The sequence below is a fragment of the Bacteroidales bacterium genome (assembly GCA_022647615.1).
Taxonomy (GTDB): Bacteria; Bacteroidota; Bacteroidia; order Bacteroidales; family UBA932; genus Egerieousia.
Genome location: JALCKZ010000001.1, coordinates 1,230,253 through 1,256,218, shown reverse-complemented (window position 1 = coordinate 1,256,218; position 25,966 = coordinate 1,230,253). Strand labels below are relative to the sequence as shown.

At 39.6% G+C, this 25,966-nt stretch carries 23 protein-coding genes and 2 tRNA genes; 13 read left to right on the top strand and 12 right to left on the bottom strand.

What is annotated here, in order from left to right; genetic code table 11:
* Positions 1 to 87: 87 nt before the first annotated feature.
* The 4 genes from LKM37_05440 to LKM37_05425 all read left to right on the top strand — a co-directional run bounded on the left by LKM37_05440 (position 88) and on the right by LKM37_05425 (position 4,886).
* Complete coding sequence (locus tag LKM37_05440) at positions 88 to 735, top strand: hypothetical protein (GenBank protein MCI1720442.1); 648 nt, start codon at positions 88 to 90, stop codon at positions 733 to 735.
* 298 nt (positions 736 to 1,033) lie between these two features.
* Positions 1,034 to 2,380 carry an aldo/keto reductase gene (locus tag LKM37_05435; protein MCI1720441.1) on the top strand — a complete coding sequence of 449 codons (1,347 nt, stop codon included), beginning with the start codon at positions 1,034 to 1,036 and terminating at the stop codon, positions 2,378 to 2,380.
* A gap of 164 nt (positions 2,381 to 2,544) precedes the next feature.
* The gene (locus tag LKM37_05430; protein ID MCI1720440.1) at positions 2,545 to 2,844 is read left to right on the top strand and encodes a cation transporter; all 300 of its coding nucleotides are present in this window, start codon (positions 2,545 to 2,547) and stop codon (positions 2,842 to 2,844) included.
* 29 nt (positions 2,845 to 2,873) lie between these two features.
* Positions 2,874 to 4,886 carry a copper-translocating P-type ATPase gene (locus LKM37_05425; GenBank protein MCI1720439.1) on the top strand — a complete coding sequence of 671 codons (2,013 nt, stop codon included), beginning with the start codon at positions 2,874 to 2,876 and terminating at the stop codon, positions 4,884 to 4,886.
* A 143-nt stretch (positions 4,887 to 5,029) separates the two neighbouring features.
* Here LKM37_05425 and LKM37_05420 read toward each other — a convergent pair whose 3' ends face one another.
* Positions 5,030 to 6,286, bottom strand: coding sequence for a hypothetical protein (locus LKM37_05420; GenBank protein MCI1720438.1), 1,257 nt, complete (start codon positions 6,284 to 6,286; stop codon positions 5,030 to 5,032).
* A 105-nt stretch (positions 6,287 to 6,391) separates the two neighbouring features.
* On the opposite strand from LKM37_05420, the gene LKM37_05415 reads away from it, so the two are divergent.
* Positions 6,392 to 6,478 (top strand) — tRNA-Ser (locus LKM37_05415).
* An 18-nt stretch (positions 6,479 to 6,496) separates the two neighbouring features.
* Here the strand turns inward: LKM37_05415 and LKM37_05410 are convergent.
* A complete protein-coding gene (locus LKM37_05410; protein MCI1720437.1) occupies positions 6,497 to 7,348 on the bottom strand; it encodes a leucine-rich repeat domain-containing protein in 852 nt (283 codons plus the stop codon).
* Between the two features lie 110 nt (positions 7,349 to 7,458).
* Here LKM37_05410 and LKM37_05405 point away from each other — a divergent pair.
* A tRNA-Ser gene (locus LKM37_05405) sits at positions 7,459 to 7,545 on the top strand.
* 363 nt (positions 7,546 to 7,908) lie between these two features.
* Here LKM37_05405 and LKM37_05400 read toward each other — a convergent pair.
* Complete coding sequence (locus tag LKM37_05400; GenBank protein ID MCI1720436.1) at positions 7,909 to 9,015, bottom strand: leucine-rich repeat domain-containing protein; 1,107 nt, start codon at positions 9,013 to 9,015, stop codon at positions 7,909 to 7,911.
* A 262-nt stretch (positions 9,016 to 9,277) separates the two neighbouring features.
* Here LKM37_05400 and LKM37_05395 point away from each other — a divergent pair, with 262 nt between their 5' ends.
* Positions 9,278 to 10,303 carry a WYL domain-containing protein gene (locus LKM37_05395; protein MCI1720435.1) on the top strand — a complete coding sequence of 342 codons (1,026 nt, stop codon included), beginning with the start codon at positions 9,278 to 9,280 and terminating at the stop codon, positions 10,301 to 10,303.
* A 12-nt stretch (positions 10,304 to 10,315) separates the two neighbouring features.
* On the opposite strand, the gene LKM37_05390 is transcribed toward LKM37_05395, so the two are convergent.
* The gene (locus LKM37_05390; GenBank protein ID MCI1720434.1) at positions 10,316 to 11,530 is read right to left on the bottom strand and encodes an aldo/keto reductase; all 1,215 of its coding nucleotides are present in this window, start codon (positions 11,528 to 11,530) and stop codon (positions 10,316 to 10,318) included.
* Positions 11,531 to 11,722: 192 nt separating this feature from the next.
* Between LKM37_05390 and LKM37_05385 the strand changes: the two genes are divergently transcribed.
* From LKM37_05385 to LKM37_05375, 3 genes are read left to right on the top strand one after another with little or no spacing between them, the layout of a single operon-like run.
* On the top strand, positions 11,723 to 12,040 hold the full coding sequence (locus tag LKM37_05385; GenBank protein MCI1720433.1) for a type II toxin-antitoxin system RelE/ParE family toxin: 318 nt from the start codon (positions 11,723 to 11,725) through the stop codon (positions 12,038 to 12,040).
* A gap of 1 nt (position 12,041) precedes the next feature.
* Complete coding sequence (locus LKM37_05380; GenBank protein ID MCI1720432.1) at positions 12,042 to 12,353, top strand: HigA family addiction module antitoxin; 312 nt, start codon at positions 12,042 to 12,044, stop codon at positions 12,351 to 12,353.
* Positions 12,354 to 12,356: 3 nt separating this feature from the next.
* Positions 12,357 to 13,631 carry a hypothetical protein gene (locus tag LKM37_05375; protein ID MCI1720431.1) on the top strand — a complete coding sequence of 425 codons (1,275 nt, stop codon included), beginning with the start codon at positions 12,357 to 12,359 and terminating at the stop codon, positions 13,629 to 13,631.
* On the opposite strand, the gene LKM37_05370 is transcribed toward LKM37_05375, so the two are convergent.
* The gene (locus LKM37_05370) at positions 13,618 to 13,974 is read right to left on the bottom strand and encodes a multidrug efflux SMR transporter (GenBank protein MCI1720430.1); all 357 of its coding nucleotides are present in this window, start codon (positions 13,972 to 13,974) and stop codon (positions 13,618 to 13,620) included. The two genes, LKM37_05375 and LKM37_05370, sit on opposite strands and share 14 nt — an antisense overlap.
* A 167-nt stretch (positions 13,975 to 14,141) precedes the next feature.
* Here LKM37_05370 and LKM37_05365 point away from each other — a divergent pair, with 167 nt between their 5' ends.
* Both LKM37_05365 and ybaK read left to right on the top strand, forming a co-directional pair.
* Positions 14,142 to 15,437, top strand: coding sequence for a transglutaminase-like domain-containing protein (locus LKM37_05365; protein MCI1720429.1), 1,296 nt, complete (start codon positions 14,142 to 14,144; stop codon positions 15,435 to 15,437).
* A gap of 147 nt (positions 15,438 to 15,584) precedes the next feature.
* Positions 15,585 to 16,070: a Cys-tRNA(Pro) deacylase gene (gene ybaK, locus LKM37_05360; protein ID MCI1720428.1), complete on the top strand. Its 486-nt coding sequence runs from the start codon at positions 15,585 to 15,587 to the stop codon at positions 16,068 to 16,070.
* Between the two features lie 128 nt (positions 16,071 to 16,198).
* Here ybaK and LKM37_05355 read toward each other — a convergent pair whose 3' ends face one another.
* The 7 genes from LKM37_05355 to LKM37_05325 all read right to left on the bottom strand — a co-directional run bounded on the left by LKM37_05355 (position 16,199) and on the right by LKM37_05325 (position 23,053).
* Positions 16,199 to 16,891 carry a hypothetical protein gene (locus LKM37_05355; protein ID MCI1720427.1) on the bottom strand — a complete coding sequence of 231 codons (693 nt, stop codon included), beginning with the start codon at positions 16,889 to 16,891 and terminating at the stop codon, positions 16,199 to 16,201.
* 27 nt (positions 16,892 to 16,918) lie between these two features.
* The gene (locus LKM37_05350) at positions 16,919 to 17,611 is read right to left on the bottom strand and encodes a hypothetical protein (GenBank protein MCI1720426.1); all 693 of its coding nucleotides are present in this window, start codon (positions 17,609 to 17,611) and stop codon (positions 16,919 to 16,921) included.
* Between the two features lie 340 nt (positions 17,612 to 17,951).
* Entirely contained in the window at positions 17,952 to 18,641 is a 690-nt protein-coding gene (locus LKM37_05345; GenBank protein ID MCI1720425.1) for a hypothetical protein, read from the bottom strand.
* A gap of 27 nt (positions 18,642 to 18,668) precedes the next feature.
* Entirely contained in the window at positions 18,669 to 19,361 is a 693-nt protein-coding gene (locus LKM37_05340) for a hypothetical protein (protein MCI1720424.1), read from the bottom strand.
* 27 nt (positions 19,362 to 19,388) lie between these two features.
* Positions 19,389 to 20,081 (bottom strand): hypothetical protein, encoded by a 693-nt coding sequence (locus LKM37_05335; protein ID MCI1720423.1) that lies wholly within the window; start codon positions 20,079 to 20,081, stop codon positions 19,389 to 19,391.
* Between the two features lie 8 nt (positions 20,082 to 20,089).
* Positions 20,090 to 21,430 (bottom strand): C10 family peptidase, encoded by a 1,341-nt coding sequence (locus tag LKM37_05330; GenBank protein ID MCI1720422.1) that lies wholly within the window; start codon positions 21,428 to 21,430, stop codon positions 20,090 to 20,092.
* Positions 21,431 to 21,679: 249 nt separating this feature from the next.
* Positions 21,680 to 23,053 carry a tryptophanase gene (locus tag LKM37_05325; protein ID MCI1720421.1) on the bottom strand — a complete coding sequence of 458 codons (1,374 nt, stop codon included), beginning with the start codon at positions 23,051 to 23,053 and terminating at the stop codon, positions 21,680 to 21,682.
* 275 nt (positions 23,054 to 23,328) lie between these two features.
* Here LKM37_05325 and LKM37_05320 point away from each other — a divergent pair, with 275 nt between their 5' ends.
* The gene (locus LKM37_05320; protein MCI1720420.1) at positions 23,329 to 25,962 is read left to right on the top strand and encodes a bifunctional YncE family protein/alkaline phosphatase family protein; all 2,634 of its coding nucleotides are present in this window, start codon (positions 23,329 to 23,331) and stop codon (positions 25,960 to 25,962) included.
* Positions 25,963 to 25,966 lie beyond the last annotated feature (4 nt).

Sequence of the window (25,966 nt, the reverse complement as noted above, 5' to 3'; positions counted from 1 at the left end):
TAAATTATTGGAAAAAACAGCATCCCTTGCATACTTTCGCACAGGATTTGATAATTACTCAACCGTTGACGAAAAATAAAAAGAGAGATGAAAAAGATTTTAGTATCATTCCTGACAATCGGTCTTACATTAATGTATTCATTTACATTTGCACAAGACACAACTCATGTAAACGGTAAATTCAATCACCACATGATGGCCCCCGGTCCTCAAGTGATGACCGCGGAGCAAATTGCAAAAGCTGAGACAGAGAGAATGCAAAAAAATTTGCAGCTATCAGATCAGCAATATAAGAAAGTGTACAAAGTAAATCTTGCAGAGGCCCAAGTTCTTGCAGGAAGCAGCAATAAGAAAAATTCTGATAATCAGAATGGAGGAGGTTTCCAAGGTGGTCCTATGGGCGGCGGCCCCGGTGGAATGGGTCCCGGTATGGGACGCGGACAACGTCCGGATATGCAGCAGGGAGGTATGCACCAGAGAGATACAACGGGATTCAAGAGAGGTCACAAGATGATGCCGGGGTTTGCTCCTAAGTGCACGCCGGAAGAGGCAAAGGCTGCAAAAGAGAAGAAAATGGCAAGACTAAAAGAGATTCTTTCTGACTATCAATACAATATGTATGACAAAGAGCAGACAGAAAAAGAGATGAATGAGAATTGCCCTTTCTGTAAAGACAAAAAGAGTTCGCAGGATAGCAATAATACGCAGAGCAATACTCAGAGTACAAATAATTAATTGGTGCGATCATTAAAATTTACTTCATATTAGTTTAAAAATCAGGGGCCATTCACAATAACTTTAATATAACCCTACATAACCACATTTTGATGGTCCCTAACAGCCCGGCGTTAAAAACCGGGCTTTCTTTTTTATCCCATCACTACCCAATACTCAACCGGCCTCAACCAAAAAGAGAGATTCCCTACCATTTTTACAGATTAGGAAGATGCCATGATTATTTGAGAGTTAATTTTGCTTAAATTTACAAGGTGAAACAAAATCTGTCGAGATAAAAAAATTAAAAATTAAGAATATGAGCAACGATAATAATTCCGGGAAAAAAATCAGCCGCCGCAGAGCCATTGAGATTATGGGACTTGGAGTGGTCGGCGCAGCCTCTTTAATGTCATTTAAGAGCAATCCTTTTCTGAATGATATTTCTGAAAAGATTAAAAAGGGCGGGATTAAACTTGTAGATAAAAGGAAAAATCCTAAAAACGGAGACATGATTGCCATGCTGGGATTTGGCTGCATGAGGTTCCCTACAACTGGAGAAGGCGGAAGAAGAGCTCCTATAGATGTAGCTAAGACTCAGGAACTTGTAGACTACGCATACTCTCATGGAATTAACTATTATGATACTGCTTATGTTTATCACGGAGGAAAATCTGAGGGTGTTATTGGAGCAGCTCTAAAAAAATATCCGCGCAAGAGTTATTTTTTGGCGGACAAAATGCCGGGTTACAATGTGAAAGTTAAAGAGGACGGCCCAAAATTTTTTGAGGAGCAAATTCAACGTTGCGGCGTGGATTACTTTGATTATTACCTTCTTCACAGCTTGCAGAACCGCCAAAGCTATGACAAAGTTTATGAGGAGATGGGCTTGTATGATTACCTTGTTGAGCAGAAGAAAAAGGGAAGAATACGCCAGCTTGGATTTTCTTTCCACGGAGATATGCCGTTCTTTGATTATTTGATTGACAAGCATCCATGGGATTTTGTGCAGGTAGAATTGAACTATCTGGATTGGAAGGGACAGGATGCGGAACATATCTACAATGCTCTGGCTAAGAGGAATATACCTTGTATAATAATGGAACCTTTAAAGGGCGGAATGCTTGCTTCTCTTAGCACCGATGCAGATGCTATCTTTAAGAAAGCAAATCCTAATGCAACCGTAGCATCTTGGGCTTTCCGTTATGCCGGCTCTCTTTCTGACGTAATGGTAATCCTTAGCGGCATGACTTATATGGAACATCTGGAGGATAACATTAAAACATTTACCGGCTTTAAACCACTTACGGATGCTGATTATGAGACTATAAATCTGGCAGTTGCAGAGTATCAGAAGTTCAAGAGAATAGGTTGCACCGGCTGCAGATATTGTATGCCTTGCCCGTTTGAAGTTGAGATCCCGACAGTTTTTGCAACTTATAATCAGCTTGTTATGGATTCCAACATACCTGATATGAAGGCGCAAAATACTGATGATTACAAGAAAAAATCTAAGGCATTTTCAGAGGCATTTCATAAGGCATTTGCCAAGGGCGGCGGTGCGGATAAGTGCATGAAGTGCGGGACTTGCCTTCCTAAGTGCCCTCAGCATCTGGAGATTCCATCATTGATGTCCATGATTAACGGTACGCTTGAAAGCTTGTAATATTTGCAAAAAACATTCAATATTTCGCCGCAGCCGGCTCAGCCGCAGCCGATCCCTTTTGCGCTAGCAAAAATAGGGGAGGCGAGAATGGATAAGGCGAGACGAAACTATTGATGTTTTTTGCAACATAGTTGCAATCAATATTGAGTACATTTGCAATTGATATGACAGTAATCAAAAAAACATTCCCGATAAAAAATATGGCCTGCGCAATGTGCGTGGCTCATGTTCAAAAAGCGCTGGCAGCAGTACCGGGCGTTAAGGACGTTAACGTTAATCTTGCAAGTAACAGTGCATTAGTTGAGTACGATGATGCGGCCGTTACCCCGGAGAAGATGAAGGAGGCAGTTGTTGGGGCAGGATACGACATGGTCATTGATGCGGCAGGCGCAGCACCCGAGGCTTTGGACGAGTCTCAAAAAAAAAATTCAAAGGGCTTCTTAGGAAAACTATTTGGGCGGTAATAATTGCCGTTCCAATCATGGTCATAGGGATGTTTTTCAAAGGCACCCCGGGCAGCGGGCGTTACCTCCCCTATGCAAACTATATAATGTGGGCTCTTGCCACTCTCTCTCTATTTGTCTTTGGCAGAGACTTTTACAAGAACGCGTGGAATCAGGCAAAACATTTCTCATCCAACATGGATACGCTTATTGCGCTCTCTACCGGAACTGCATATTTGTTTAGCGTATTTAATACTTTGTTCCCCTCCGTATGGACAAGCCGCGGACTGGAGAGCAACGTCTATTTTGAATCTGCGGCAGTCATCATTGCTTTTATTCTGATAGGCAGGACATTGGAAGAGCGTGCAAAAAACAGCACCAACTCCGCCATCAAAAAGCTTATGGGACTTCAACCAAAAGAGGTAACAGTTATTATTGAAGATGAGCGAGTTACATCCACAAAGGAGTGTGAACAGAATGAGTGTGAAAAACGCCGTGCAAAAAAAATCATTACTCTCCCGATAGAGAAATTAATGCCCGGCGCAATTGTCATGGTTAAGCCGGGAGAGAAAGTAGCTGTGGATGGGAAAGTTACGGAGGGGTCCTCTTATGTGGACGAGAGCATGTTAAGCGGAGAATCTGTTCCGGTTCTTAAAGAGCAGGGAGCAAAAGTTTACGCTGGAACAATTAACCAAAGCGGAAGTTTTAATTTCCGCGCAGAGGAAGTTGGTGAGAAAACAGTTCTGCATCAGATAATTAAACTTGTACAGGAGGCTCAAGGCAGCCGCGCTCCTTCTCAAAAGCTTGCAGATAAAATTGCCGGAATTTTTGTGCCGGTTGTTATGTGCATTGCTCTTGTTTCATTTATTGCATGGAATATTTTTGGAAGCTCTAACTCATTCACATACGGGATGTTATCGCTGGTCACAGTTCTTGTAATTGCATGCCCTTGCGCGCTTGGTCTGGCCACTCCTACCGCAATTATGGTAGGAATAGGACGCGGAGCATCAGAGGGAATTTTGATTAAAGATGCGGAGTCTCTTGAACGAGCGCATAAGATTAATATTGTGGCAGTTGACAAGACCGGAACATTAACGGAAGGGAGACCGCAAGTGACCGATGCTTTTTGGGGAGAGAAAGAAAAAGAGAAATTTCAGCAGATTTTAGGAGCTATGGAGAGCAAATCTACGCACCCTGCAGCTCTCGCTATTTCAGAGGCTTACGGGAATTCATGTGCAACAGGTTCTTGCAATTCAACGGAAAAAATGACTGATAACAATTCCGGTGAAGATATAAAAATCACTGAATTTGAGAATCATGCTGGGCTTGGAATTTCAGCTGTTGCAGATGGCGTAAAATATTTTGCAGGCACGCCGGCACTTTTAAAAAATAATGGCATCGCGATAGATAATAAATTTTCTGTAGCCGCGGAACAGTTTGAGGAAGAGGCAAAAACAGCAATATTTTTTGCAAGCTCAAATGAGGTTCTTGCCGTAATTGCCGTTGCAGACAAAATAAAAGAGAGTTCAAAAGAGGCTGTCGGGATACTGAAAAACAATGGGATTGACGTTGCAATGCTCACTGGAGACAACGCACAAACTGCTGCAGTTATTGCAAAAGAGGCGGGCATTTCTAAATTCAAAGCATCAGTGCTACCTGCTGAAAAAGAGCAAATTGTGAGAGAATGGCAAAGCGCAGGAAAAGTTATTGCAATGGTTGGAGACGGCATCAATGACAGCGCTGCGCTTGCACGCGCGGACGTTAGCATTGCAATGGGAAGCGGAAGCGATATCGCAATGGATGCGGCAAAGATGACGATTGTTTCTTCTGATTTGCGCAAGATTTACAAAGCCGTGCGACTATCCCAAAAAACTGTCGGGACCATAAAGATGAACCTCTTCTGGGCCTTCATTTACAACATAATAGCAATTCCGATTGCCTCCGGAGTGCTCTACCCTTTCAACGGATTTCTGCTGAATCCAATGATTGCCGGAGCGGCCATGGCAATGAGCAGCGTCTGTGTTGTGAGCAACTCTTTGTTGTTGAACTTCAGAAAGTTATAATAGGCACCCTGTACCCCAGGCCGCAGGCCCGCGACCGTAGGGAGCGTGCCTTTCCGCGGCGGTAGCCGCGTAGACCACAAGGCATTACGCCGCTTTGTGGCGGAATGCTCTGCATGTGAGCAGAGCGAGCATGCAGAATGGCCCTATCTCTCATCCGCATCCTCCAAATTGGTAGTATCCCATTTGAAAGAATAAACCACACCATTGATTGGCAAGTTTACAGCTATCTGATTTACAGATGGATCATATTTGGCAAGCGCATATCCGCTAACTGCATTTTTTGGTGCAACCATGTAATTTTTAAGGTAACCGATGTTATTCTGCTGAACCTTAATCATCTCATTTGTCATATAGCCGTTAATCAGAACAGTCCCGACAACCGCAGACTCTTCAATTACAAAGGATGAAAAATCATGGGCAAAATTACTGCCCGGTGAGTGATAACCCCAATCATCATAATATGAACTGTTTATAGCGGCGTCCAAAGTTGCGGCGGTAACAATTGCCGCCATAGAAAGGCCAAATGCCGTCCATGCTTGCCTGTTATTTACCCGCCTAACATACTCATCATGAGAGAATAATCTGACTCTGCCGCCTCCGTCCGTGATTGACGCATTATCAAAATTGAAGTATGCATTCTCCGGAGAATTATTCTGTATGTAAACATTTACAACGTAATATCTTCCGTAATAGTGTCTGTACTTAACATTTATAGAAACGTATAAACCATTGAGAGTGTAATACTTCCAAACATCTCCGCTATTGTCCGTCAGATTTTTAACCTGCACATCAGAGGCCTGATTCCAAACCGGCTTCTTTGTCTGTGCGTCGTAATTTACTGAATATCCGTTGCCTGACTGAGTGTAAGTATCATTCTGCAACTTGCCGTTATCATAAACATACTGATAGCAAGTATCCCCTTTCTCTGTAAAAGTGGTCTTAATTCCATCCAAGGTCCCATCTTTGTAAGTTTCATGCTCTTTGATTAATCCGCTCTCATAATATTCTGTAAATTCTCCGTCATTCTGCCCGTTCTTAAAAGTCTGTTTAATCCAAACTTTTCCGGATGGATAATACGCCTCAAAAGCTCCGTCAAAAATGGTGTTGTTATCATCATTTTCATCCATGTAAGAAACGATTCCTTTTGCCCTAAGCAGATTGCCTTTTGTATAATAATCTTTGAAATCATTGTTCGCCCCTACAACTCTATAATACTCAGAGGATTGCTTATTGTCAGCCTTAGTGGCCTGCGAGTTAAAATAATATGTTCCCTGATAGCTCTGAACCTGCTGAACATTTTGGCTCCCGACAGTTTCATCTTGAGCTGCTGCAGAAACAGCAGAGACACCCACCGCCGCACAGCAGCAAACTATCGCGAAGAATAAATTGAACTTTTTCATTTTTAAAGAATTAAACACTCTTGTCTTTTGTCAAAACTACGCAAAAAACAGACCAAACAGATTTACAGCTAACCACTCACTTTTTGTACATTTGCAACCCATTAAGGAAAGATGCCGGAGCGGTTGAACGGGACGGTCTCGAAAACCGTTATGCGGGTAACCGTATCGGGGGTTCGAATCCCCCTCTTTCCGCAAAGATTATGAAGACTCTTAGTGCTCTCTTATCTGCTTGAAATTCTTCCAGAAAGGGGCCTTTAAGTAAAGTCCTCTTCTTCCCTTTGGTACATACAAGATACAATCTCGTCTCTCCGGAAATACAGTGTTGGCAGAGTCCTCAACTTTAATTGGCTTATCCCAATGCACATAAAGAGATTTTAAAGATATGCAGTAATTCAATGCATAATCTCCTATTTCTCTCACCGATTTTGGAATATTCAAAGATGTAATATTGCTTCCTTCCAAAGATTCATTTCCAATTAATTGCAGCGTATTTGGTAAATTAATGCTGCGCAGTCCTGTTCCTGACAAGGATAAATATTCAATGCTTTTAATTGATGATGGAATTGTTATAGACATCAATTTTTCACAATCCATAAAAGCTTGTTTTGTTATGTAACTCATAGAGTTGCTAAGAGTAACGGTTTTAAGACTTTTGCAGTCTTGAAAACAGAATTCCCCAATTCTCTTTACGGAATTTGGCAGAACAATAGAAACAATGCCGCTCTCGGAAAATGCCTCCTCGCCAATATTAATAATTGTAGCAGGCAAGGTCACAGATTTTAAATTTTCACACCCTTCAAATGCCCCGTTGCCAATGCCGGTAACTCTATATGTATGACCATTGTATGTTACAGACGCAGGAATTACACAAGAAGAAAAAACATAGTCCGTTCTTAATGTATCCATTTCACCACACCCTTTAACGACCATTGCATTGCCTTTATTGAAATTATAATATAGCTCCCCTATTTTGTATTTTGGAGCATCCGTATCTTGGCCTAAGCAGTTTAGACTTGCAGCACATACGATAACTATAGCTGACAATATATTTCTTAACTTCATTATCATTCCGATTATTTTTCTGCTAATTTAAATATTTTTATCCTCACGACGGGTTACTATGTCCTTGCTAGATTTTTCATTAATTTTTATACCTTTGCACACGCAAACGGGGAGAGATGGCAGAGTGGTCTAATGCGCCCGTTTGGAGGGCGGGTTGACGGGTAACCGTCACTAGAGTTCGAATCTCTATCTCTCCGCAAAACAAATTTCAGCAGCAGCCGCAAAATATTGCGGCTGCTTTTATTTTGGCGCAAGTCTGCCCAAACTTGTTTGAGGCAGGCGAAAGACAAAATAAAAAAGTAGCGGAACGCTGCTGCTGAAATCGCTTTGCAAGGGCCCCCGCGGCGAGCGGCAAGAGAATGCGCAGCGCAAAGCGCGAGCAAAATCTCTGCCGAGCGGCAAGAGAATGCCGGAACCTCAATCTCTGCAAAAAAACCATCCGGTGCCGGGTGGGTGTCGCACCCACAATCTGTCCGCCTTTCGGCACACTCCTACTACTGTTTGAGGCCATCCGGCTCCGGAGGTTCCATTCTGGATAAAAATAAAATCACAATAAAATTTCACTCACCTGCATAAGGGCAATTGGCACTTTTTTTTGATAAGTAACCAAAACATGGACAATCCTTAGATGTTTCCTTGAAATAATCACAAGTATTGCAGTCATATTTGCAGTCATTATAATAACACCTATAAGCGCTTAACAGTCTCCTAACAAATGGAGAATCAAGCACTAATTTATTACTGTCGCGATAATATAAAGTTCCATCTTGAGAATAAAATGTTTTATTCTCCGGGCTTATGTCTATATAAGGCGGACATCCCTCAAAATCAACTGGTGCTTCATAATAAAAAGAAGATGCTATTTTTTTAAGAGACGCGGGGAGTTTCATATATAACAATCCAGGAAATGAATAATATCCTATTGATTCAACACCTTCTGGAATGACAACTCTGCTAAACCAATAACCACAAACAAACGCGTCATCTTCAACAATTTTCACAGATTTAGGAATATGTATCTCATCTATTTTGGTAATGTAAAAACAAGCGTATGGTATCATTTCCAGATTATCTGACAACTTTACCTTTTTGCAGGCAGTAAAACAGAAAGCCCCATCCCCCAAGATTCTAACTGAGTCTGGCAAATTAATCTCAACAATATTTTCACAACAGGCAAAGGCAAGTTGACCAATTTCCACAAGAGAATTATTGAACTTTACTGAATTCATAGATGAATAGCCACAACATGCATAGTTTCCAATATATTCAACACCCTCTAAATGAATGTATTCACTCTTCTCCGGATAATGAACAATAGCTTTTTCATCTTCTGAAAAAACATAACCATCTTTAAATATAAAACTCTTAATCCGTTCAGAATTAGACAACACTTTATTTAAGATAGAGAGACGTGTGGAATCATCATAAACTCTAGAATACAAATGGCTTAAATAATCAGATTCATATCCATAATCATTCTTGGTTTTAGGAAATGAAATATTACCGATAACGATTTTTTTAATACAAACAGGTAGTTGTACATTGTTTAATGAATCAAATAAATCCTCATCTATAGCTCCTTCAAGTGTTAGCACTTGTACATCATTATTGGTCTTCAGCCATTCATTTATCTCTTGGATTTTAAATGTGTACTCCTTTTCAATCATAATATTCAATGATTAAAAAAAACCATCCGGTGCCGGGTGGGTGTCGCACCCACAATCTGTCTGCCTTTCGGCACACTCCTACTACTGTTTGAGGCCATCCGGCTCCGGAGGTTTCCGATTCTGGATGCAAAGTAAAATCACTATTGTGCAGTCTTTCTGCACACTTAAAATCTTTTTCATAATTCAGCTAAGAAATTCAGCCTTTGACAAAAAATGTCACAGCAAAACAATAAATTTGCGCTTGATATTAAGAAAGAACGGTATGCCAGTAACAAAAAACACAATGCTGCGACTTGCAACCATTGATAGATGTTTGCGTAACCGCTTTAGAAAGTGGACAATACAGGATTTGATGGATGCCTGTTCTGATGCGCTTTATGAGTATGAGGGAAGAGAAGAGGAGGTAAGCCTCAGAACAATCCGCTCTGACATTGCGCTGATGAGGAGTGACAAACTTGGCTACAATGCACCTATTGTTGTCACCGACAGGAAGTTCTATGCCTATGATGACCCGGATTATAGCATTACACAATTTCCACTGCACAAAGAAGACATTAACATACTGTTTGGAGCAATAGATATAATACGTCATTATCAGGCATTTACACAATTCAAAGGAGCGGAGGATGTAATCAGCAGATTGCAAGACCATATAAACACTACCGTTGAACATGAACAGCCAATCATATATCTAGATACAAATCAACAGCTTAGGGGACTTGACAAAATCAGCGTGCTGTACAATTTGATATCTGAAAAGAAGGTTGCAAAAATAACTTACAAATCATTCAAGTCTCTCTCCAGACACACATTAAGCGCATCGTGCTATATACTTAAAGAGTTCAATAACAGATGGTTTGTGCTATGCAGCATTAAGGGAGAAAGAGGTATTTTCAATCTTGCCCTGGATAGAATTGAGGAGATTTCAGAGGATGAAAAAGAGAAGTTTATAGAGAATACATTCTTTAATCCGCAAACATATTATGATGATATAATTGGTGTCACAAAGTCCAATGGAGACAAGGCACAACGTATTGTGTTGCAGGTAGATGCAGACCAAGCACCATATATTCTTACAAAGCCATTGCACAAATCTCAGAAGTTAGAAGAAGGTAATGAAAACGGTATCATAATTTCTTTGAACGTAATTCACAACCTGGAACTAGAGAGAATAATATTGAGTTATGGAGAGCACATTAAAGTGCTTGCACCAAGATTGTTAAAGCACAATATTTTGAAGAAGCTAAAACAAGCCTATGACAATTACGGGAAAGGTAAAGATGTTTAAGTCCCGATAGTATTAGTATCCAAACAGTTCAGCCGCTTTCTCCATTCCCTCTATAATCTTTACTCCAAACGGACATCTGGTTTCACATCCGCCGCATTTAACACACTCTGACGCGTGATGCGCAAGCAACTTGTAATGTTCGCGGACAGTCTCAGGCACAGCACTTTGTTTACTGCATTGCCTTCCGCATTGCCCTGCGTCCCGTTGCTCAGAATTACCTGATTTTGAATTCCTTGGCTTTGCAAGATTGTAAAATTTATTCACGCTTGCTATGTCAATGCCGGATGTGCATGGAGCACAATGTCCGCAATACATACAATGACCTTTCCACGTGAACTTTTTCATTGTGGAAATTGCAGAGGCATAATCCTTTTCTTTATCTGTCGCTGAGCACCAATCAATTGCAGATTTCATTTCAGCTGTGCTCTTGCACCCTACCATGACGGCTGCAACGGCCGGTCTTGTAAGTGCGTAATTTATAGCCTGTACGGGAGTCAGAGCCTTTCCAAAAGGAGAGTCAAGTTCGTTCAAAATATCCCCTCCGCCATATACCTTCATGACATCAATTCCAACTCCAAGCCGCTCGCAAGTCTCATATAATTTTTCCCTGTCCGCATCAATATTTTGCAAAGCGTTCTTATAATGATCCTCAGCCCATAAATCCTCAATGACTTCAGTGGCCGGCTGCATATCATAACAAGGATTAATGGAGAACATCAGAACATCTATAATCCCCGTTTCTACAGCCATTTGAGCCACCTTTGGATTGTGGCTGCTCATGCCAATGAAATGAATTTTTCCCTCTTGCTTATATTGCTGGGCAAGCTTAACAATCTCACCATCAAATACTTTGTGGAAATCTTTCTCAGCATCTATATAATGAATCATTCCAACATCCACATAATCAGTACCCAGTCTTGTCAGCAAATCATCAAAGGAATGTTTTGTTTTATCAATATTACGTGAACGCAAATACTGTTCCTTTTCCCAGATAGAGCACAAATGTCCCTGAATTATAAACTTATCACGCCTGCCTTTGATAGCTGCACCAAGAGCGGAACGCAAATCGGGATTAGAAGCATACAAATCAAAGAAATTTATCCCCGCCTTTTCTGCAAAATCAAAATCCCTTGCAACATCCTCTGGCTTCTTGCCGGAGAAGCCCTCGCACCCAAGGGCTATTGCACTTACATTCAGACCTGTACGGCCAAGTTTACGGTATATCATAATAAATAATACTCCATTAAATCATTACCCAAATTTACAATTTGTTTTATTGACTTCAATGCAAAATCGTAAACTCAAAGAATTATACGATATGGCATCCAAAAATTAAAATCACACTTTAGATTTGCAAAATAAGAAATAATATATCGTTCACTTTTTTTGTGAACATCAATTATTAATATTAATTTTGTGATGGAGATTATTTTTGATAAACAGTACCTTTCAGAGTTATACTACACTGGAGAATGCAAGGACAAACAACATAGATATCAACCTCAAATAATAACAAGATACATAAGAAGAATAGAACTGTTAGAAAGTGCAAAAACAATTTCAGAACTATATCAGTACAAATCCCTTAATTACGAGATTTTAAAGGGAGAAAAACAAGGGATATCATCAATAAGAGTCAATAGACAATATAGAATAGAATTTACCGTCACAACAATAAAAACAGAGACCACAATAACTATATGCAACATAATAGAATTATCAAAACATTATAAGTAGCATGGCAAATTTAGGATACGGAGCATACGCAACCCACCCAGGGGAGATTCTTAAAGAGGAGATAGAATACCGAGGCATTTCGCAAAGAAAGCTTGCAGCTGATATGGGGATATCACATACTGTTTTAAATGAAATTTTAAACTCAAAAAGGCCTTTGACGCCTAACACATCCCTTCTTTTTGAGGCAGCATTAGGAGTTGAGGCTGACACACTTATGCGTATTCAGACAAAATACAATATGCAAACCGCAAGAGGCGATAAAAAGCTGGCCAAACGATTGAATGAGATTAGAAAAATTGCAGCAATGCTGTAAAATATGAATATAAAATATCAAATATTAGCTCTTCTGGCTGTTGGAATATTATTTTCATTTTCAAATGCTTATGCCCAGCAGCGGATGCCTGTTCCGTACTACCAGCAACTTAGCAGCGCTAGCAGCAACAACGGCAGCAGCAGCAATGGCATCACAAGAATGACCGGCAAAGAGTTCATAAAATCTCTGGACACTGTAGGATTTTACAACGCACGCGGAGAATATCTCTCCATTAACCCGGCAGGAATGCGCCGCAGAGACTCATTGACAGTAAGGCAGATACTGGCAGGCAATGTACCTGATTCTTTGAAATATTTTAAGAATATTGTATTCACGACAGATATTGTTGACAGCATCCCTATTCTGCGCCGCAAGCACAGAGTTGAAATTCAGGCACTTCCGGATTATCTATCTGTCGGGACCAATGAAGATTTTATAAGAATGCCAATGACGCCAAAAGCGGCAATTGAAATAGCAGACTCCCTATACTGCTCTTTGCCAACTGCTTACTTGACTGATAAAATTGCAGATGCGGCAGAGGGCTCAATTGATCCATTCCCCTTCCGTCCGGTCAAAGACAGAAACTGTCAGCCTTACGTTTTTGAAGACAGCAACAATGCCATCAATGAATTGTTCAAAGTAAAAGGTTATCACTTTGGCCAGCTTATAAGCGGTCTAAAGAAAGATGTGATATTATCCTATAAAACAAACTATTACAGAGAACTTACAGATGAAGATTCTGCCTCATTAGCAGCAAGAGGTTATACTCCTGACGGAATATCCAGGTATGAAACAATCTACGGTTGGAGGCTGGAAAACGGGAAAAACATTCAGCCGTCATACAGCAAACATGTAAATTGGTATGTAGATTACAGCCACGGCATTCGCTTGATATACAGGACAATTAAAATAGACGGCAAGAAGTATGATATCTATGACGTTCTGCAAAGCCCTAAACTTTATAGAATTATAAGCGATGAACCAGAGTGCATGCAGAAGACGGAGAGTAACACGGAGATTGGCAATGAGCAATTTACCCCTAGCACATTGATAATCAGTTATGGAGAGAGGAAAGACACAACTGCTTTATATAAAGCCGTAAAGAAATATGGTGCAAGTTTCATCTACAAGTACAACAACTTTAACGCAATTGCAATCTCAATCCCAAAAGAGAAAAACATAGGTGATGCAATAATCTACTTCAAAAAGATAAAAGGCGTTCTGTCAGTTGAAAGAGATAGGATTTATCATTTGGATGGAGCTCCTAGTGCACAATAGACTTAGAGAAAATATTGATAATCAGGACTCCGCAAAGAATCAGAGATAGACCAATAATTGCGGGCCAATCAAGATGCTGTTTTAAAATAACAACACCAAGCAAAGCAATCAGCACCATTCCGGAACCGGCCCATACTGCATAAGCCAACCCCACTGGCATGGTTTTCAGAGTTTTATCCAAAAAGAAAAGCGCGGCAAAATAGGCAATCAGAGTGATGATTGTCATTCCAACTTTTGTAAACTGATTTGTAAACTTTAAGAGCAGCGCCCACGCAACCTCACATATAATGGCCAATATCAAGAAGATATACTGTTTCATTTTCCTTTCGATAACTTTCTGCAAAGTTACTCATTTATAGATGAATAACAAACTCGTAAGATTTTCTGCAAAAAGTTTCTTCAAAATTTTGAAGCAAAAGAAACATTTGTACGTCTAATAAGAAGAAAGAAGAAATTAATCAATAAAATGCGCTAGCCATTTTAACGCTTAGCGACAATTGGTAAAATATTATGAAACAGACATTTTTACAAAGTTGTGCCACAACGGCAATAATTTTAATGTTACCCTTTCTGGCAAATGCACAGAACAGCAAGAAGCAAGACAAAACATCACAAACAGTTAAGACTCAGACTATTGATACAGTAGCTGTTAAAAATTTTGAACAAGTAGTCAAAGATTTTGGCACCGCAGTTACAGAGCAGAGCAAATCTAAAAAACATGACTATAACGTTCTTGCAAAAGAATACAATGATTTTTATGCAAAGTACAAAGCGCTGCCTGACGAAATAAAAAAATACTATCGGGATGAAAAAGGATTTGACTTTAGCGCATTGTATTATAACCTAGCCTGTTACAACGCAAGAGTTGGCAATAAGCAGATGGCGCTTGCCGCAATTGACAGCGTTGCAAAATATGGCACCGAGTCTTACAGCTGGGCAATGAAAGATGAGGACCTTGCGTCCTTAAGAGGAGAGCAAAAGTTTAAAGATGCAATGACAGCGTTGAGAGAAAAGACTGATTATCAGCATATTTTACAGCAGTCTGCCCCTTATGCTCCCGACAGTGTAAAGTTTCATTTTACTTATGCCAACCCAGATGACAGCAATCTGGTGCGCGTGAGAATGAAATTTAATCTGGACAGCATTGCCGGTAACGGAGATGAACTCTCTAAGATTGAGAAGATTATGTTTTGGGTTCATAATACAATCCGCCATGACGGAATGCACGGAAACCCATCTCCATATAATGCAATAAATATGGTTGAGTCTTGCAAGAAAAGCGGAAATGGTTTGAACTGCAGAGGATTGGCAATGCTCCTAAATGAGTGCTACCTGGCAATGGGATTCAAATCCAGATACGTCACATGCATGCCAAAGGTTTACATCAATGATTGTCACGTAATTAATTCTGTGTATTCCAACACATTGCACAAGTGGATTTGGATGGACCCAACATTTGCCGCATTCATGATGGATGAAAATTACAATCTGCTTTCCATAGAAGAGGTGCGTGAAAGATTCAAAGATGGACGCACAGTCCGGCTTAATGATGATGCCAACTGGAACGGACAGAAAAAGTCACAACAAGAATATTTCGATTACATGAGCAAGAATCTGTACTATGTAGAGTGCATTAACCATACAGGCTTTGATACAGAGACTTACATTCAAGGACACAAATACACTCCGGAGGAAATTGCACAGCACACATACATAGATTTATGTCCGCAGAATTACAAGCCGGACAGAAGCAGCAAAGAGGTCACAACGGACAGCAAGCGGTTCTGGGAGAATCCATATAGATAATCCGTACAGGCTGGATTTTGCAAAATTCATTGATTATCAAAGTAGTGTGAAATGACGCTAAGCCATAATGGCCTGGCGTCATTTTTTAATTATCTAAAACTCAGCACGTTTTGCAAAATCCAGCCTGACATTGTAAATTTGCGCACAATGAAAATCAACAAAACAAACGCAGCACGCCTCCTGGACAAGGCCGGCATCAAGTATGAGCTTGTGCCGTATCAGGTGGATGAGGAGAATCTCTCCGCACAGCACGTTGCTGACAGCCTTGGAGAGGACATCAATCAGGTGTTTAAGACACTGGTTCTCAAGGGAGACCGCACGGGGCATTTTGTTTGCGTTGTTCCCGGTGATGAAGAGGTAAATCTGAAAATGGCAGCAAAGGTATCAGGCAACAAGAGCTGTGATTTGATTCCGCTAAAAGAGCTGCTGCCAACAACAGGCTACATTCGCGGAGGGTGCTCACCTATCGGGATGAAGAAAAAGTTTCCCACTTTTATTCACGACAGTTGTTTGCAATTTCCTTATATCTACGTTAGTGCTGGCATCAGAGGGCTGCAGGTAAAAATTAATCCTCAGGATTTAATTAAGGAGACCGGTGCAGCAATTGTGCCACAACTTTGCAAAACTAACTGATAATCAAATTATTAAAAAGCATCGCTAAGGCAAAAACAGGGGTAGCGCGCCTCTGTAAACATCTGTATATAAGAGATTTTTACAAAGTTGTGGCACAACATTGTTGTCGTTGCTATGTAACTACAATATTATTCCCAGCTCTCCGTCCAGGCAGGGTATGGCGGATATTTGGAATTCCAAACATCAACAGGCAATGCTTTTGACATTATTTCTTTTGCATATGACACTGATTCTGTTTTTCCCACATTTGAAAAATGCTCAGTAAAGGGACGATAAACGGTTCTTATCTCTGAGTACTTCCTGGTAGTAAGCCTTCCATGAAAAGCAAAGTCATCTCCATTTACTGCAATGGTTCCGTCTTCAAGCCCTACGAGTTTCCACTCCATTACAGCCTTTCCTTTGTAGAAGAAACTCAAAATTTTTGAATTGGAATCAACACTGCATGATAAATCATATCTTTTATATTCAGAGGGAACTACTCTGTACAAATAAACAGAATCTTTTCCTACAAATTTATAATAAGACACGGCGGGATTATCAACTCTGTTCATGTCTATACAAACATCCACAAAGTCAATAATTCCTTTAGAGTTTATGTTAAAAGAGGTAGTATAACGGCCGTACCAGATTGTAGATGTCAGGATTTTATTCAAGCTGCTGCAGTCAATGGTTGTATTTACAGACATTATTTTATTGGCACCGTAAAAAATCTTGTTAGGTCCAAGATTAGAGTAATCCTTAATGTCATCCTTGCTGCAACTTGCAGATACACAAATTATTATTGTAAGCAATAAACCTAAAGCACCATTAATTTTTTTCATAGTTGCTTCTATTTTATATTATCAATATTATTCCCAACTCTCCGTACAGGCAGGGTCTGGCTGATATTTGGAATTCCAAACATCAACAGGCAATGCTTTTGACATTATTTCTTTTGCATCTGACACTGCTTCTGCTTTTCCTGCATTTGAAAAATACTCAGTAAAGGGACGATAAACGGTTCTTATCTCTGAGTACTTCCTGGTGGTAAGCCTTCCATGAAAAGCAAAGTCATCTCCATTTACTGCAATGGTTCCGTCTTCAAGCCCTACGAGTTTCCACTCCATTACAGCCTTTCCTTTGTAGAAGAAACTCAAAATTTTTGAATTGGAATCAACACTGCATGATAAATCATATCTTTTATATTCAGGGGCAGCTACTCTGTACAGATAAACAGAATCTTTTCCTACAAATTTATAATAAGACACGCCGGGAAAATCAACTTTGTTCATGTCTATACAAACATCCACAAAGTCAATAATTCCTTTAGAGTTTATGTTAAAAGAGGTAGTATAACGGCCGTACCAGATTGTAGATGTCAGGATTTTATTCAAGCTGCTGCAGTCAATTGTTGTATTTACAGACATTATTTTATTGGCACCGTAAAAAATCTTGTTAGGTCCAAGATTAGAGTAATCCTTGATGTCATCCTTGCTGCAGCTTGCAGATACACAAATTATTATTGTAAGCAATAAACCTAAAGCACCATTAATTTTTTTCATAGTTGCTTCTCTCTTATATTATCCAAAGACATGAAACTGTCTTTATGATTGATATCATTCTAATTATCAAATGCAAGTGATTGTATAATACTGCATGTGATTTTTAGTTATTTAAGAAATATCATTAGCGAGAAGTAAGCCAGAGCGAAACTTTTCAAATGACTTTGCAGTAAGAAGTTTGTAGTAATGATAATAAGGCATAAAAAATAACAGGCATTTTGCCTGTTATTTTTTTGCCCGCGCGGAGCGCGTGCATTTCCGCGGCGGTAGCCGCGTTAACCACAGGGCAATGCGCCGCTTTGTGGCGCATTGCTTAGCAGTCTGCTATGTAACTACAATATTATTCCCAGCTCTCCGTCCAGCCGGTAAGTGACGGATATTTGGAATTCCAAACATCAACAGGCAATGCTTCTGACATTATTTGTGTAACACCGGAAAGACTCAACCAACGTTCAGTATAGGGGCGATAGACAGACCTTATCCCAGAGTACTTCCTGATAGTAAGCCATTTATAAAAAGCAAAGTCACGGCCATTTACTGCAATGGTTCCGTCTTCAAGCCCTACGAGTTTCCACTCCATTACAGCTTTTCCTTTGTAGAAGAAACTCAAAATTTTTGAATTGGAATCAACACTGCATGATAAATCATATCTTTTACATTCAGAGGAACCAACTATTCTGTACAGATAAACAGAATCTTTTCCTGTAAATTTATAAAGAGACACACCTGGAAAATCAACTTTATTCATGTCAATACAAACATCCACAGAGTCAATAATTCCTTTAGAATTTGTGTTAAAAGAGGTGGTATAACGGCCGTACCAGATTGTAGATGTCAAAATTTTATTCAAGCTGCTGCAGTCAATGGTTGTATTTACAGACATTATTTTATTGGCACCGTAAAAAATCTTGCTAGGTCCAAGATTAGAGTAATCCTTGATGTCATCCTTGATGCCATCCTTGCCACAACTTGCAGATACACAAATTATTATTGTAAGCAATAAACCTAAAGCACCATTAATTTTTTTCATAGTTGCTTCTATTTTATATTATCAATATTATTCCCAACTCTCCGTCCAGGCAGGGTATGGCGGATATTTGGAATTCCAAACATCAACAGGCAATGCTTCTGACATTATTTCTTTTGCATATGACATTGCTTCTGTTTTTCCTGCATTTGAAAAATACTCAGTAAAGGGACGATAAACGGTTCTTATCTCTGAGTACTTCCTGGTAGTAAGCCTTCCATGAAAAGCAAAGTCATCTCCATTTACTGCAATGGTTCCGTCTTCAAGCCCTACGAGTTTCCACTCCATTACAGCTTTTCCTTTGTAGAAGAAACTCAAAATTTTTGAATTGGAATCAACACTGCATGATAAATCATATCTTTTATATTCAGAGGGAACTACTCTGTACAAATAAACAGAATCTTTTCCTACAAATTTATAAAAAGACACGTCGGGAAAATCAACTTTGTTCATGTCTATACAAACATCCACAAAGTCAATAGTTCCTTTAGAGTTTATGTTAAAAGAGGTAGTATAACGGCCGTACCAGATTGTAGATGTCAGGATTTTATTCAAGCTGCTGCAGTCAATGGTTGTATTTACAGACATTATTTTATTGGCACCGTAAAAAATCTTGTTAGGTCCAAGATTAGAGTAATCCTTAATGTCATCCTTGCTGCAACTTACAGATACACAAATTATTATTGTAAGCAATAAACCTAAAGCACCATTAATTTTTTTCATAGTTGCTTCTATTTTATATTATCAATATTATTCCCAGCTCTCCGTACAGGCAGGGTCTGGCTGATATTTGGAATTCCAAACATCAACAGGCAATGCTTTTGACATTATTTCTTTTGCATCTGACACTGCTTCTGCTTTTCCTGCATTTGAAAAATACTCAGTAAAGGGACGATAAACGGTTCTTATCTCTGAGTACTTCCTGGTGGTAAGCCTTCCATGAAAAGCAAAGTCATCGCCATTTACTGCAATGGTTCCGTCTTCAAGCCCTACGAGTTTCCACTCCATTACAGCCTTTCCTTTGTAGAAGAAACTCAAAATTTTTGAATTGGAATCAACACTGCATGATAAATCATATCTTTTATATTCAGGGGCAGCTACTCTGTACAGATAAACAGAATCTTTTCCTACAAATTTATAATAAGACACGCCGGGAAAATCAACTTTGTTCATGTCTATACAAACATCCACAAAGTCAATAGTTCCCTTAGAGTTTATGTTAAAAGAGGTAGTATAACGGCCGTACCAGATTGTAGATGTCAAGATTTTATTAAGGCTGTTGCAGTCAATGGTTGTATTTACAGACATTATTTTATTGGCACCGTAAAAAATCTTGTTAGGTCCAAGATTAGAGTAATCCTTAATGTCATCCTTGCTGCAACTTGCAGATACACAAATTATTATTGTAAGCAATAAACCTAAAGCACAACTAAATTTTTTCATGACTTTATTTAATTATGAACATTTGACAGAATTCTTAAATCTTGGTTAAAGGTATATTTCTTATTTGGTTTGAATACACTTGCATTAACATTAGCGGTATAATTTTCATATTGAGAAGAATACTCATAATCCCTATTGCTATCAGAATAAAACGCCCCCCAGCCGAAATTGCAGTGAATGTATTTATAATATAGGTTATAATTGTATATATTGAGCACCGTGTTCTCAACTAAATTACCCTGTTCATCATAAGCCCTTACCTCATCAGTAATTTCTGAAAAACCATCAATAAGCCAAACATGACCTCTCTTAGCGTCCGTAGTATCTCCTCTGATGATAACAGGATGACTCTGCGTTAGTGATAATCTGACAGCCGGATATGTAAAGTCATGTGTATGGCTTTCGTGGACAAATCCCAATCTTGTTAAGCCTTTTTTTAAAAAATACCTACTTACTGATGAACCATCTGTGCCATATTTTATGCCCTCAGCGCACGCAACTGCATAAATAAATTTCGATACCTCATATTTTCTTATTGTATCTGAGTTTAAATCACTCTTGGTTTTCCCTTGGTTTATTATGCTCCAATTAAATGTATAAGTGATGCCGTCTTGGGTATAGGAGCTTGGATAATTGTAATATGCTGCTAATTGTGCAACCGCGATTGGTCCGCACCCCATATGTGGGTTTTTCCCCCTGCACTGTGCTCCCCCATAATTATTGGCATAATAGTTAAAAGGATCATCCTGATCCCATGCTGTTGTGATTAGAGGGCCATATTTTGCTGTTATTACTGAAGTTGTAATAGACTCATAACCATCCTTATCAGCCACCCCTTTGGTTTGGACTTTGTTGATGTGACTACTATTGCAAGAATCGATTTGATAATTATGGTATTTTTCAATAAGATTAAGGACGTAGTGCTGAATACTGCTTGTGTCAATGTCAGATAGGTTGAGATTGCCTTTTTCTGAAAACATATATATTGCACCATCATCGCGTTTGTCTGCAGAAGCAAGCGCATAGCCTTGATTATTAGAGAAGTTAAATAAATAGAAAGATGGGGCTTCCATCTTTCCTGCTTTAGTAAATGTACCTTTTCCCGAAATCAAGGATGATATCTTTACAAATGATGAAACAACTCTTGCATTGCTTGAGGAAGATTTGGATGAAGGGTCAAGTGCATTTAGAGTTTTTAGACAGAGATTCAACGATTGACTTTCTGATACTATGTAAGTGGAGTCCATCGCAACAATACTAACGGGGTCTGTTTTTGGTTCCGGCATCTTGCCGCAGCTGAAAAAAAGAACGGCAGAAAAAAGAAGCAAAAAAACTCTCAGTTTTTTCATAGTTGCTTCTATTATATGCTATCAAAATCATGAAACTTTCTTTATGATTGATATCATTCTGATTATTAAATGCAAGTGATTGTATAATACTGCATGTAATTTTTAGTTGTTTATGAAATATCATTAGCGAGAAGTAAGCCAGAGCGAAACTTTTCAAATGACTTTGCAGATAAGTTGTTTAGCGGACAAAAAAATAACAGGCAAAATGCCTGTTATTTTTTATGCCTCATTATCATTACTTGATGATTATTACAGGCGTTTAAGCTTAACGGTAAAGTGACGCATCAGCGGCGCCTCCCACTCTATTGCAACACCGTGAGTTATTGACTCTCTCCTGTCATAAACATTCTTAAGAGCGGCAGCAATCACATCCATGTGGTTATCTGTATAGACTCTTCTAGGAATAGCCATCCTCAATAAATCCAAACCTCCAAAACGATTCTGTCTTGTAACAGGATCTCTATCTGCCAAGATATACCCTATCTCACAGGCTCTTACGCCAGCCTCAAGATAAAGCTCGCAAGTCAAAGTCTGTGCAGGAAATTCCTCTTTTGGAACATGAGTCAAAACTTTATCCGCATCTACAAAAATTGCATGGCCGCCGGCAGGACGCTGATAAGGAATCCCGTATTCATCCAATTTATCAGCAAGATGCTGTACCTGATGTATTCTTGTATTAAGCATATCAAACTCAGTATTCTCCTCAAGACCAACAGCTAACGCATTCAAATCACGTCCGTTCAAACCGCCGTAAGTAATATATCCTTCAAACGGAATGCAGAACATTTTTGCCCCTTCATACCAATCTTTATTATTAGTAGCAATAAAGCCTCCCATATTCACGATAGCATCTTTTTTGGCACTCATTGTCATACCGTCAACATAAGAAAACATCTCCAGCGCAATCTCCTTAATGGTCTTATTTTCATACCCTTTCTCACGCACTTTAATGAAATAAGCATTCTCTGCAAAACGCGCTGAATCCATTACAATTGGAACTCCGTACTTCTTGCAAACCTCACTTGTCTCTCTAATATTCTGCATGCTAACAGGCTGACCACCAACAGTATTGTTAGTAACTGTCAGGACCATAAAAGGCACATTCCCCTTATTTTCCTTAAGAACTTTCTCCAGTTTTTCAATGCTTACATTTCCCTTAAAAGGAATCTCCAGCTGAGTGTCTTTTGCTTCATCTACAGTTACATCAATGGCCTTGGCCTTGCGGCTCTCAATATGACCTTTTGTTGTATCAAAGTGAGCGTTTCCTGGAATTACATTGCCGGGCTTTACCAAATAAGAGAATAAAACATTCTCAGCGGCGCGGCCTTGGTGAGTTGGAATCACATATTTAAACCCAGTGATTTTTTGAACTTCCGCCTCAAACTTATAAAAAGAAGTTGCGCCGGCATAGCTCTCATCTCCAAGCATAAGCGCAGCCCATTGTCCTTGGCTCATAGAGCCTGTGCCTGAGTCTGTTAGAAGGTCTATATAAACCTCCTCCGCCTTAAGTTGAAATACATTATAATATGCTTTTTTAAGCCACTCCTCACGTTCTGCGCGAGTGCTTTTTCTGATGGGTTCAACCATCTTTATTTTCCAAGATTCTGCAAATGGCAGTTCCATAATATCTATTTTTATTTAGGTTAATTTTTATTAGAATTTCAAATTTCAGTTACGCAATTTAATAAAATAATATCCATCGCGATAATTATTAAATCAATATTTGCATTTTTGCTTACACAAATGCGTCAAAACAGCATTTTAGATAAAATACAAACGGATAAAAAGAGGTGAATTCTCTTAACTTTGTGTGAAGAAATAATTCTGAAGAGAAGACTACTCCTTAAGAAGAGTAACTTTGAAGTGAGGAATAAATTTCAGAGAGAAATAATTTTATCATGAAAAAATTTTTATCCGTTTCCTCAATAGCTGCCGCAGCAATGCTATTAATTATGCCCGCTGTATTTTGCAATTATGCAACAGCACAAAGCAAAAAGAAAAGCAGGAAAACAGAGCAGCAATTTGAGAAAAGTTCCAGCAAATTAAAAAGGGCTGTAGCGCTTGGAGAGAGTCAGAAAGACTCTGCAGGAGAGGCAATTAAAGCGGAAGCTGTTACTCTTCCTAACGGATGGAAGCTGACTCCGGTTGGGAAGCAATTCAAACTTGGAGACCTCCCTCTTAACATGGCGGTTTCTCCAAATCAGAAGTGGCTGGCAGTGACCAACAACGGATACGGCAGGCAGTGCATTCAGCTCTTTAATACTAAGGAGGAGCGTGAGACTGACAATGTCACAATTCCTATGAGCTGGTATGGAATCTGTTTTTCTCCCGACAGTAAAACACTCTATGCGTCAGGAGGTAACGAGAATAAAATAAGAATATATTCTGTAAGCGATGATGGGAAACTTGCACAGGCTGACAGCATAGTAATGGGAAAACCATGGCCAAATCATATCAGTCCGTCAGGAATAGTAATATCAAAGAAATATGGTCAGCTGCTGGTAGTTACAAGAAGGGATAACAGCATTTATATTTACGGGCAATCCAAAAATAAAAACGCTGAATTACAAAACAGAAACAACAAATCTGGAAACAGCAGCGGAGAAGTTTATAACCAGCTGATTAAGAAAGTATCAGCAGGCAGCGAGTGCTATGATATAGTATTATCCAAGGATGAAGAGAATGCTTATGTTTCTTGCTGGGGAGGGAAAAAAGTAAAAGTTTGGAATCTAAAAAAGCAAGAGTGGACAGAGAGCTATGATGTTGGGAATCACCCAAATGAACTATGTTTGGATAAAGACGGAGAGCGTCTTTTTGTTGCAAATGCAGATGATAACAGCGTAAGTGTGATAGACTTGCAGAATAAAAGAGTTGAGGAGATTTTAAATGCGGCGTTGTTCCCTAATTCACTGGCAGGTAGTACAACAAATGGATTGTGCATTTCACCTAAGGGAAAGAAACTTTATGTTGCAAATGCAGATAATAATTGCGTCACAGTGTTTGACATTTCAGAAAAAGGAGAGAGCAAATGCCTGGGATTCATACCTGTAGGTTGGTATCCGACAAATGTAAAATGCGCATCGGGCAAACTTTGGGTTACAAACGGCAAAGGTCTTAAGTCAGCTCCAAACCCTTACGGTCCTGAGCCTGCGGATGTTAGAGAAGACTTTGGACATCATAGCGGAGACTCACACAAGACACAGGGCGTGGAGTACATTGCAGGGCTTTTCCTTGGCGCGCTATCAGAAATAGATTTGCCAGTAGATGATAAACTTGCTGAGTATTCAAAACAAGTATATGCCAATACACCTTATAATCAGGCAAATGACTTAACAGCAGAGGGCGAGCCGGGCAATCCTATTCCTGCAAAAGTTGGTAATCCAAGTCCTATCAAATATGTATTTTATATTATACAAGAGAACAGAACTTATGACCAAGTTCTAGGAGACATCAAGGAGGGAAATGGAGATTCTTCACTTGTGCTTTTTGGAGATAAGGTAACTCCAAATCACCATGCGCTTGCAAAACAATTTGTGCTGCTGGATAATTTTTATGTTAACGCAGAAGTCAGCTGCGACGGACATAACTGGACTGTAGGAGGTTACGCTAATGACTTTTTGGAGAAGACATGGCCAACCTACTATAGCGGCAGAGGAGATTATTATGCAGGAGAAGGAGCACAAGAGATGGGAAATAACACCAGCGGATTTATTTGGGACATGTGCAAGAAGATGGGAGTTTCATACCGCACTTATGGAGAATTTGTCTATAGAAAAAATGGAGTCCTTGTTCCATCTGTACCCTCTTTGGCTGACCATTTTTGCAAAACTTATGAGCCTTGGAATCTTGCCGTAAGAGATACTATCAGATACGGACAATGGGTCAAAGATTTTGATTCTCTGGTTGTTGCAAATGCAGTTCCGCATTTTCAAATTGTGAGAGTTCCAAATGACCACACAATGGGAATGAGAATTGGACAGCGCACTCCATTTGCATTTGCGGCAGACAATGATTTAGCTGTCGGGATGATAATAGACCACCTTAGCCACTCGCCTATTTGGAAGGAGAGCGTTGTTTTTATTGTTGAGGATGACGCGCAAAACGGTGCGGACCACGTAGATGCGCACAGAAGTCCTTGCTATATTGCAGGCGGTTTTGTAAAGCGCGGATTTGTAGACCACACCCCTTACACAACAACTTCCGTTCTCCGCACAATGGAACTTATACTTGGCTTACCGCCTATGACTCAATATGATGCAAGCGCGCGCTCAATGTGGAGATGTTTCTCTCCAACCGCAGATACAACTGCTTTTCATTTCCTTCCCGCCAACATCAATTTGGATGACCGCAATGTCAAAAAGGATAAATGGCAGGCAATGTGCGAGAAATACAATTTCAACAAAGAGGATGCGGTGCCCGATGTAGAATTCAATCAAATGTTGTGGCATGCAATAAAAGGAGACGGAACTCCTTATCCTGCAATAAGACGTTCCGCCTTCTTAACGTATACAAAAGATGCGGACGATGACTAAGGGT

Bases quoted from the DNA above. Each gene is read 5' to 3' on its own strand.
- LKM37_05345 (MCI1720425.1), bottom strand. From the start codon at position 18,641: ATGAAAAAAATTAATGGTGCTTTAGGTTTATTGCTTACAATAATAATT.
- LKM37_05335 (MCI1720423.1), bottom strand. From the start codon at position 20,081: ATGAAAAAATTTAGTTGTGCTTTAGGTTTATTGCTTACAATAATAATT.
- LKM37_05390 (MCI1720434.1), bottom strand. From the start codon at position 11,530: ATGATATACCGTAAACTTGGCCGTACAGGTCTGAATGTAAGTGCAATA.
- LKM37_05380 (MCI1720432.1), top strand. From the start codon at position 12,042: ATGGCAAATTTAGGATACGGAGCATACGCAACCCACCCAGGGGAGATT.
- LKM37_05350 (MCI1720426.1), bottom strand. From the start codon at position 17,611: ATGAAAAAAATTAATGGTGCTTTAGGTTTATTGCTTACAATAATAATT.
- LKM37_05325 (MCI1720421.1), bottom strand. From the start codon at position 23,053: ATGGAACTGCCATTTGCAGAATCTTGGAAAATAAAGATGGTTGAACCC.
- LKM37_05440 (MCI1720442.1), top strand. From the start codon at position 88: ATGAAAAAGATTTTAGTATCATTCCTGACAATCGGTCTTACATTAATG.
- LKM37_05365 (MCI1720429.1), top strand. From the start codon at position 14,142: ATGAAACAGACATTTTTACAAAGTTGTGCCACAACGGCAATAATTTTA.
- LKM37_05395 (MCI1720435.1), top strand. From the start codon at position 9,278: ATGCCAGTAACAAAAAACACAATGCTGCGACTTGCAACCATTGATAGA.
- LKM37_05410 (MCI1720437.1), bottom strand. From the start codon at position 7,348: ATGAAGTTAAGAAATATATTGTCAGCTATAGTTATCGTATGTGCTGCA.
- LKM37_05420 (MCI1720438.1), bottom strand. From the start codon at position 6,286: ATGAAAAAGTTCAATTTATTCTTCGCGATAGTTTGCTGCTGTGCGGCG.
- LKM37_05400 (MCI1720436.1), bottom strand. From the start codon at position 9,015: ATGATTGAAAAGGAGTACACATTTAAAATCCAAGAGATAAATGAATGG.
- LKM37_05330 (MCI1720422.1), bottom strand. From the start codon at position 21,430: ATGAAAAAACTGAGAGTTTTTTTGCTTCTTTTTTCTGCCGTTCTTTTT.
- LKM37_05340 (MCI1720424.1), bottom strand. From the start codon at position 19,361: ATGAAAAAAATTAATGGTGCTTTAGGTTTATTGCTTACAATAATAATT.
- LKM37_05425 (MCI1720439.1), top strand. From the start codon at position 2,874: ATGTTTTTCAAAGGCACCCCGGGCAGCGGGCGTTACCTCCCCTATGCA.
- LKM37_05375 (MCI1720431.1), top strand. From the start codon at position 12,357: ATGAATATAAAATATCAAATATTAGCTCTTCTGGCTGTTGGAATATTA.
- LKM37_05435 (MCI1720441.1), top strand. From the start codon at position 1,034: ATGAGCAACGATAATAATTCCGGGAAAAAAATCAGCCGCCGCAGAGCC.
- LKM37_05355 (MCI1720427.1), bottom strand. From the start codon at position 16,891: ATGAAAAAAATTAATGGTGCTTTAGGTTTATTGCTTACAATAATAATT.
- LKM37_05385 (MCI1720433.1), top strand. From the start codon at position 11,723: ATGGAGATTATTTTTGATAAACAGTACCTTTCAGAGTTATACTACACT.
- LKM37_05430 (MCI1720440.1), top strand. From the start codon at position 2,545: ATGACAGTAATCAAAAAAACATTCCCGATAAAAAATATGGCCTGCGCA.
- ybaK (MCI1720428.1), top strand. From the start codon at position 15,585: ATGAAAATCAACAAAACAAACGCAGCACGCCTCCTGGACAAGGCCGGC.
- LKM37_05320 (MCI1720420.1), top strand. From the start codon at position 23,329: ATGAAAAAATTTTTATCCGTTTCCTCAATAGCTGCCGCAGCAATGCTA.